At 49.3% G+C, this 7,217-nt stretch carries 7 protein-coding genes, 14 tRNA genes and 1 rRNA gene; 1 reads left to right on the top strand and 21 read right to left on the bottom strand.

Going from position 1 to position 7,217, the window contains the following annotated elements; genetic code table 11:
* Window positions 1-178: 178 nt before the first annotated feature.
* The 7 genes from KNP79_RS15335 to desA all read right to left on the bottom strand — a co-directional run bounded on the left by KNP79_RS15335 (window position 179) and on the right by desA (window position 4,868).
* On the bottom strand, window positions 179-637 hold the full coding sequence (locus KNP79_RS15335) for a hypothetical protein (RefSeq protein WP_214797196.1): 459 nt from the start codon (window positions 635-637) through the stop codon (window positions 179-181).
* Window positions 634-1,191, bottom strand: a complete 558-nt coding sequence (locus tag KNP79_RS15340; RefSeq protein WP_021066738.1) for a DUF5366 family protein — start codon at window positions 1,189-1,191, stop codon at window positions 634-636. The genes KNP79_RS15335 and KNP79_RS15340 overlap by 4 nt, the downstream gene beginning before the upstream one ends.
* A gap of 225 nt (window positions 1,192-1,416) precedes the next feature.
* A complete protein-coding gene (gene trmL, locus KNP79_RS15345) occupies window positions 1,417-1,890 on the bottom strand; it encodes a tRNA (uridine(34)/cytosine(34)/5-carboxymethylaminomethyluridine(34)-2'-O)-methyltransferase TrmL (protein WP_215192915.1) in 474 nt (157 codons plus the stop codon).
* Window positions 1,891-1,900: 10 nt separating this feature from the next.
* Complete coding sequence (locus tag KNP79_RS15350; protein ID WP_215192917.1) at window positions 1,901-2,335, bottom strand: methylated-DNA--[protein]-cysteine S-methyltransferase; 435 nt, start codon at window positions 2,333-2,335, stop codon at window positions 1,901-1,903.
* Window positions 2,325-3,473, bottom strand: a complete 1,149-nt coding sequence (gene queG / locus KNP79_RS15355) for a tRNA epoxyqueuosine(34) reductase QueG (protein WP_138860337.1) — start codon at window positions 3,471-3,473, stop codon at window positions 2,325-2,327. Before queG ends, KNP79_RS15350 begins: the two co-directional genes overlap by 11 nt.
* Window positions 3,474-3,551: 78 nt before the next feature.
* Window positions 3,552-3,622: transfer RNA gene (locus tag KNP79_RS15360), tRNA-Gly, on the bottom strand.
* A gap of 226 nt (window positions 3,623-3,848) precedes the next feature.
* The gene (gene desA, locus KNP79_RS15365; RefSeq protein WP_034776483.1) at window positions 3,849-4,868 is read right to left on the bottom strand and encodes a Delta(5) desaturase DesA; all 1,020 of its coding nucleotides are present in this window, start codon (window positions 4,866-4,868) and stop codon (window positions 3,849-3,851) included.
* A 294-nt stretch (window positions 4,869-5,162) separates the two neighbouring features.
* Here desA and KNP79_RS15370 point away from each other — a divergent pair, with 294 nt between their 5' ends.
* A complete protein-coding gene (locus tag KNP79_RS15370) occupies window positions 5,163-5,822 on the top strand; it encodes a DUF6241 domain-containing protein (protein WP_215192916.1) in 660 nt (219 codons plus the stop codon).
* Between the two features lie 164 nt (window positions 5,823-5,986).
* On the opposite strand, the gene KNP79_RS15375 is transcribed toward KNP79_RS15370, so the two are convergent.
* The 14 genes from KNP79_RS15375 to rrf form a co-directional block, all read right to left on the bottom strand.
* Window positions 5,987-6,067 (bottom strand) — tRNA-Leu (locus tag KNP79_RS15375).
* A 9-nt stretch (window positions 6,068-6,076) separates the two neighbouring features.
* Window positions 6,077-6,150, bottom strand: a tRNA-Cys gene (locus tag KNP79_RS15380).
* 8 nt (window positions 6,151-6,158) lie between these two features.
* Window positions 6,159-6,233: transfer RNA gene (locus KNP79_RS15385), tRNA-Gly, on the bottom strand.
* Between the two features lie 4 nt (window positions 6,234-6,237).
* Window positions 6,238-6,312: transfer RNA gene (locus KNP79_RS15390), tRNA-Gln, on the bottom strand.
* 6 nt (window positions 6,313-6,318) lie between these two features.
* Window positions 6,319-6,394: transfer RNA gene (locus tag KNP79_RS15395), tRNA-His, on the bottom strand.
* A gap of 18 nt (window positions 6,395-6,412) precedes the next feature.
* Window positions 6,413-6,483 (bottom strand) — tRNA-Trp (locus tag KNP79_RS15400).
* A 3-nt stretch (window positions 6,484-6,486) separates the two neighbouring features.
* Window positions 6,487-6,570: transfer RNA gene (locus tag KNP79_RS15405), tRNA-Tyr, on the bottom strand.
* A gap of 3 nt (window positions 6,571-6,573) precedes the next feature.
* A tRNA-Phe gene (locus tag KNP79_RS15410) sits at window positions 6,574-6,649 on the bottom strand.
* 26 nt (window positions 6,650-6,675) lie between these two features.
* Window positions 6,676-6,751: transfer RNA gene (locus KNP79_RS15415), tRNA-Asp, on the bottom strand.
* A gap of 7 nt (window positions 6,752-6,758) precedes the next feature.
* Window positions 6,759-6,832 (bottom strand) — tRNA-Met (locus KNP79_RS15420).
* A 17-nt stretch (window positions 6,833-6,849) separates the two neighbouring features.
* Window positions 6,850-6,924, bottom strand: a tRNA-Glu gene (locus KNP79_RS15425).
* A gap of 19 nt (window positions 6,925-6,943) precedes the next feature.
* Window positions 6,944-7,034, bottom strand: a tRNA-Ser gene (locus KNP79_RS15430).
* 13 nt (window positions 7,035-7,047) lie between these two features.
* Window positions 7,048-7,122, bottom strand: a tRNA-Asn gene (locus tag KNP79_RS15435).
* Between the two features lie 8 nt (window positions 7,123-7,130).
* Window positions 7,131-7,217, bottom strand: a 5S ribosomal RNA gene (gene rrf / locus KNP79_RS15440); the annotation flags it as partial.

Genomic DNA, 7,217 nt, shown 5'->3' on the forward strand with positions numbered 1-7,217 from the left:
CTCGGGCAGAACACGAAATGATAATGGAGCATCGACACGGTGGTGTTGGTTCTTCGATAGTTGTTCATACGTTTATCGTATCACTTTGTTTATTTAAGCGATACATTTTCTCGGGATAAGATCATACTTGTTGATTTCTGAAATTCCGACTAGCGGAACTCCGAAATCAAGCTCACGTTCATCCCATCACTGAAGCAGTGGGCTTTCTCGTTCGCAAATTCTGTAAGATGAGATACGGCACATCATCTACCGTGACCCTCGAAGTCGCCAACGAATCGATTTCCATGTCAGTCGCCGGGAAAACGAGCCCTCGTCCGACCGTGACTTGATAGGCAAGCAACTCGCGCCTCACTTCTGGCGGCAATGTCTCGATCCAACTAGGCGGCGCATGCAGGACGTACGGCACTTCCCAATCAATCGTCCAATACGTATAGGCGTTGGCGACTCGGACGTCCCGGTAAGACGGGTGTGTGTCAAATTCTGCTTTCGGGATGATCAACACTGACACCTGTGCGCCTAATTGCGTAACGAGATGCTCGTCCGCCATAAACAAGTCCATCGGTGGCACCATCGACGACATCCACTCCTGGACGACTTCTTCGGCCGGGATGAGGGAAATCGTCGTGTTCACCGTCATAGGATGATATCCCCGACCGAGTTAAACAAGCGGAGCATGGCCCAAGCGAGGCCGCTCAACAGGATGGCCCACATCATCGCTTGAATCAAGAGCAGACCGATGGCCCGGAACGTCGACATCAACTGGCTGACTTGCCATATGTAATAGAACAAATAGAGAACGAACGTGCCGAGCAGTACCGCAATGACCGCAAGCAGCGAATTTAAAAACAAGAAGCTAATTCCTGAGCCGACGAGAAAAATCGTCGCGCCTGGCTTCAACCGATGCAACGAGCTACCGTTCGTCTCACGCGCAAAGAATGCGAACCCGAGTTGGTTGAACGTATCGGCGACGAGCTTGAAGGCGCTGAACAGCATAAAGTAAATGGTAAAGAACACGACGAGCACGAGCACTTTCGACTCTTGGACGGACAACAAGGCGATGATTTCGCTGTACACGCCGACACGCGTCAGCCATTGAATCACATACTCGCTCGTGGCAATGGCGAGCGACATCGAGAACAGAATAATCCCAATCAACGGGGCATAGCTTAACAAGTACACGTTTGTTTTCATATCGGCTCCAATTTCACAAGAATTTCTCATATTCAGTGCAAATCTATTATCAAGTATATTATAATATTCGTAGTCACGGAGAACAAAAGGGGGATTTTTAGATGGGTTTGTTACTAATGGTCGGAATCAGCGTCGTCTTCCTCGCAGCTATCTTCACAGCTGGATACAACAGAAAACCTGAAGGTAATCAATAAGAGCCGAGATTCTCACGAATCCGGCTCTTTTTTATTTCAATCCAGCATATCCTTGTTGACGGAGCGCCTCATAAACGATGATGGCCGCCGTGTTTGAGACATTGAGCGACCGAACGAGGTTCGATTGGGGTAAACGGATGCAGCGGTCGAGGTTGTCCTCGATCACTTCCATCGGCAACCCTTTCGTCTCGCGTCCGAAGACAAAGAAATAGTCTTTATCGATTGCAGACACATCGAGGTCACTTGGGTACTGTTCCCCATACTTGGTAATGTAGAAGAACTCTCCGTCCGGGTGTTTGGCCCACAGTTCATCGAGCGAATCGTGATAACGGACGTCGACGAATTGCCAATAGTCGAGCCCGGCCCGTTTGAGCATTTTGTCGTCCGTCGAGAAACCTAACGGACGAATCAAATGGAGCACGGAATTCGTCGCCGCACATGTGCGCGAGACGTTACCCGTATTTGCCGGGATTTCTGGTTGGAACATTACTACATGGATTGCCATAATCTACTCCTCACTTCACTTGTTCGAGATCAAGTAATCGTTGTTTTTGATGAAGGCCGCCTCCGAACCCGGTCAGTTGCCCTCCGCTGCCGACGACGCGATGGCATGGGAAAATGACGGGCAACGGATTGCGGTTCAGCGCCTGGCCAACCGCCCGAACCGCTTTAGGCCGTCCGATCTGTTCGGCGATTTGTTTATACGAGCGCGTCTCTCCGAACGGGATCGTTAAGAGCGCATCCCATACTTCCTGCTGGAAGACGGTCCCATTCATCTCGATCCACTCGCGGTCAGACGGTTGAAGCCCATTTTGCTCCACGCGTTCAATCAGGTCGGTCAGCCAACTCGGCGCCGACCCGTCATCTGCTTCCGTCTCCGCAAAGTCTAACGCGCATAGCTTCCCTTGCGCGTTCAATTCATACGCCAATGTACCCCATTTAGATGACACGGTCTTCACGGTCCCACTCCTCTCGGAACAATCGAATCTCTTCATGTACGAGCTCAGACGTCTCCGTCGACTCGATTTGTCGATAAATCGTCTCGGCTTCGGCTCCGAGAATCGCACCGATCGCCCAGACGGCCGTCGCCCGCATGTCTTCGCGCTCATCTTGTCGAATGAAGTCTTCGAGCACCGGCACGGCCGATGGTTCCCGATAATGGGCCAATGCTAAAATCGCATTTCGCTGAATCGGCTTTTTGCCGCGCCATGCGCCAGACAGATGGCCAAACTTCGCTTTGAACTCCCGATTGCTCAAGTTCAGTAACGGGACGAGCAACGGTTTGACGATTTCAGCTTCAGGAAGCAGTTCCTCATGATGGCGCCAATCTTTTTTCCGATTATACGGACAGACTTGTTGGCACGTGTCGCAACCGTAAAGCCGCCCACCGAGCTTCGAACGAAACTCGCGTGGCATAAGTGTCTTCATTTGCGTCAAATAGGCGATACAACGTTTGGCATCGAGAACACCTGGTTCGATGAGTGCCGTCGTCGGACAAGCCGTCATACATTTCGTACACTCGCCACAGCCGTCCTCAATCATCTCGTCCGGTGGTAAGTATGTGTCGAGGATCATCTCCCCTAAATAAAGGTACGACCCCTTCTCGGGCGAAATGATGGAACAGTTCTTGCCGCTGAAGCCGATTCCGGCCCGTTCGGCGACGGCACGGTCAACGAGTTCTCCCGTGTCGACCATCGAGCGTGTCCGGACGCCCGGGACGAGCTGTTCAATATACGCTTGCAGTTGCTCAAGCCTTGAGCCGACGGCGCGATGGTAGTCGAGCCCCCACGATGCCCGGGCGAACAAGCCCCGCCGTTCATCGGCAACACTTCGCGGCGCATCTTTCAATTTGCTCGGATACGCGATGGCGATGGCGATGATCGACTGCGCCTCGTCGAGCAACAGCGTCGGCGTCGTCCGTTTGTCCAAGTCAGGCTCCTCGAACCCCGAGGCGAAACCCTTCTCTTGCTGCTTCACGAGACGTTGCTTCATGACGATGAACGGGTCGGCGGTCGTCACTTTCAACTCGTCAATCCCGATTGTCGTCGCATATGCTACAATCTTCTGTTTGAGTGTCTCCGGGTCCATCCCGTTCATCGAATCACCTCTTTCGTGTCTATTTTCGCATACAAAAAATCTCCCCGCCAGTCGGCAGAGAGATGATGAAGCGGGTGAAGAGAATCGAACTCTCGTCATCAGCTTGGAAGGCTGAGGTTTTACCATTAAACTACACCCGCATGGTTCAAATGAGTCGTCTGTAAAAGCGACTACAATCAATATACATCTATACCTTTAGGAAGTCAATACTTTTGAAGAAATTTATTTGATAGCTTATGAAATCCATACTTAATGGTGTATGAATACATATAATTCCCTTATCTCTCTTCTTCAAACCATATCTCACTATAAGATAAACGTCGCGGTATAAAAATATCCTGCCGACTCTGTCGGCAGGAAGTTCTATTACAATGACGATGTCTTTGGTTCCCGAAGCAAATGTTTAATATCTCGGAACGTGACGAACGTCTTGTTTTTAGCATCATATAGCTTATAGCGCAGCGATTTCAAACTAGAGAACAGACCGATCGTCGTCGCTTTCTGGAGCGGCGGTGTCGCCGTATGGGCTTGTTCAAGGTTATAGTTCGGTACGCGTGGGCTCAAGTGATGCACGTGATGGAAACCAATATTTCCCGTCACCCACTGCAACACTTTAGGCAACTCGTAATACGAGCTCCCTTCAATTGCTGCTTTCACATAATCCCATTCGCTCTCGTCCTCAAAATACGAGTCTTCGAACGTATGTTGGACATAGAACAACCAAATCCCGAGGACGCCTGCCGTGAACATCGTCGTTCCTTGAACGATCAAGAATGCTTTCCATCCGACGAGCGCGATGACGAGTGCGTAGAGCACGACGAGAGACAAGTTGATGAGATACGTGTTGTTGCGCTCTTTCTTACGTGCGTCTTTCCGGTTGAAGCGGCTCGTGATAAGGATCAGGAACAAAGGTCCAAGGCCGAACATGACGAGCGGGTTACGATAGAGACGATATTGGAGACGAGTCCACTTCGAAGCTTCGACGTACTCTTCGATTGTCATGACCCAAATGTCACCAACTCCCCGCTTATCTAAATTCCCACTCGAGGCATGGTGAATCGAATGCTCTCGTTTCCACTTCTCATACGGGAATAACGTCAAGATACCCATGATCGTCCCGACGATGGCGTTCGCTTTCTTATTTTTGAAAAACGAACCGTGCGTGCAGTCGTGGAAAATGATGAACATCCGGACGACGAAGCCTGCTGCCACGATGGCGAGCGGGATGGTCAAGAAGACCGAAATTTGGAGCGCCTGATAGGCAAGGATCCAGGCGGCAAGAAACGGCAGGATCGTGTTGATCATCTGCCGGACGCTCTTCTTCACGTCGGCCTTTTCAAACGGCGAGACGTGTTTCCGGAGCTGGGCGATTTTTTCTTTACTCATGTACAACTTCCTCCTCAATTGCATACAGCGTTGACGACAACAAAAATGAAATATGAAACCAACTACACTATGATAGTGACGACGGCATCCATCGCCATAAGAATCAATTTGTCATAAAAATATTATTACCAGGTAATTATATCACATCACATAGAATAAATCGTTCATTCCATACCAGTAATTGAATCAATTATTATTTCTGTCTCAATAATTCCCATTAAAATTCCTTATATGGAATTATTAATACATAAAGTGTGTTAGACTCCAATTATATAGAGATAGGAGGAAATGTTATTGTTTCAGAAATTAAAAAATTTGATCACACCTAAGCGATTGATCATCATGGCGAGCGTCTTTATCTTGCTTATCCCAGTCTTCTTTGTCAGCTATACGTTCTATAAAAATTTGAGTCAAGGCGTCGAAAATAAAGACCTTGATGACAAATATGCAAAGCGAGTCAAAGAGTTACAAATCGAAGTTTCTAAAGAAGACCCATTAGATCGGAGAGGCAACTCCACCGCAAAGACTCGCGTTGAATTAGAGGTCTCTTTCAATAAAGAGAAACCTAGTCGAACTGAATTAATTAAAAACATGCATTTGATGACACACCAAAAAATATCGGCCCGTTCCAAGTGGGGCGCGATTCCAATGACACCACAGAATATTCAACAATCGGCTGAATACTTGAATCTTCTAAAATCAAAATTTAAAATCAGAGACGACATGTACGCCGAATTGAACGTCATACTCGAAAATTGGTCACAAGGCGACTTCTCCAAAACTGACACGGAACAAGATCGTTTGTTGCACTTCCTCCAAGCGAGTAGAGGGTTCTCGAATGGATTAGCTACCAAGAATGAAGAAGAACTCTTTATTTTGAACAACTTCGGACCTGAATACTTGAACACGTTGGAAGAAACGACGTACACGTCATATAAAGAATCATCTCAATGATGATTCTTTTTTGATTGATGCAAAAAGCTCTGACACGAGTGTACCTTTCATAGTTCAGCTTCTTAACACTTCTGCCCTATTCTTTATGCGTCGCTTCCCTTTCTCCATTCTTCTTGGTTTTAGATACACAAAAAAAGACCCTAGCCTCAGCTAGGATCTACGGATACCGGTGGTCGGAGTCGAACCGACACTCCAGAGGAACACGATTTTGAGTCGTGCGCGTCTACCAATTCCGCCACACCGGCATATTATGTTGGAGGCGCCAGTCGGAATCGAACCGACGATAGAGGAGTTGCAGTCCTCTGCCTTACCACTTGGCTATGGCGCCAAATTGAATGGAGCGGAAGACGGGATTCGAACCCGCGACCCCGACCTTGGCAAGGTCGTATTCTACCACTGAACTACTTCCGCATAATGGCTGGGCTGGAAGGGATCGAACCTACGCATGTCGGAATCAAAATCCGATGCCTTACCACTTGGCTACAGCCCAATAAAATGGGGCGACTGAAGGGAATTGAACCCTCGAATGCCGGAATCACAATCCGGTGCGTTAACCACTTCGCCACAATCGCCATAATGATATTAAGAAGCAGGGGCAGCAGGAATCGAACCCGCGCTGACGGTTTTGGAGACCGTAGTTCTACCGCTAAACTATGCCCCTAAGTGGTGGGGGGGGGCGGATTCGAACCGCCGAACCCGAGGGAGCGGATTTACAGTCCGCCGCGTTTAGCCACTTCGCTACCCCCCCACATGGTGGCTTTGGACGGAATCGAACCGCCGACACAAGGATTTTCAGTCCTTTGCTCTACCAACTGAGCTACAAAGCCATGTATGTAGTAATTAAATTAAAAAATGGCGGTCCTGACGGGGGTCGAACCCGCGATCTCCTGCGTGACAGGCAGGCATGTTAACCACTACACCACAGGACCACACTAATTGCGGGGGCTGGATTTGAACCAACGACCTTCGGGTTATGAGCCCGACGAGCTACCAGACTGCTCCACCCCGCGACGATATAAAATTTAAATGGTGACCCGTACGGGATTCGAACCCGTGTTACCGCCGTGAAAGGGCGGTGTCTTAACCGCTTGACCAACGGGCCATACTATTGATTGAAAAACTGGCGGAGAGCAAGGGATTCGAACCCTTGAGACGGTTTTGCCGCCTACACGAATTCCAATCGTGCTCCTTCGGCCACTCGGACAGCTCTCCAAAAAGAGAAAAGTGGCTCCGCAAGTAGGATTTGAACCTACGACCTACCGGTTAACAGCCGGTTGCTCTACCACTGAGCTATTGCGGAACGATCTTGCCTGGCAGCGTCCTATCCTCACAGGGGGAGACCCCCAACTACTTTCGGCGCTGAAGCGCTTAACTTCCGTGTTCGGCATGGGAACG

Origin of the sequence: Exiguobacterium sp. s7, assembly GCF_018618195.1 — a bacterium.
GTDB lineage: Bacteria > Bacillota > Bacilli > Exiguobacteriales > Exiguobacteriaceae > Exiguobacterium > Exiguobacterium mexicanum_A.

What these genes read in the sequence shown, in the direction of transcription:
- trmL (WP_215192915.1), bottom strand. Translation starts at nt 1,890, where the DNA reads ATGGCAATCCATGTAGTAATGTTCCAACCAGAAATCCCGGCAAATACG.
- KNP79_RS15340 (WP_021066738.1), bottom strand. Translation starts at nt 1,191, where the DNA reads ATGAAAACAAACGTGTACTTGTTAAGCTATGCCCCGTTGATTGGGATT.
- desA (WP_034776483.1), bottom strand. Translation starts at nt 4,868, where the DNA reads ATGAGTAAAGAAAAAATCGCCCAGCTCCGGAAACACGTCTCGCCGTTT.
- queG (WP_138860337.1), bottom strand. Translation starts at nt 3,473, where the DNA reads ATGGACCCGGAGACACTCAAACAGAAGATTGTAGCATATGCGACGACA.
- KNP79_RS15335 (WP_214797196.1), bottom strand. Translation starts at nt 637, where the DNA reads ATGACGGTGAACACGACGATTTCCCTCATCCCGGCCGAAGAAGTCGTC.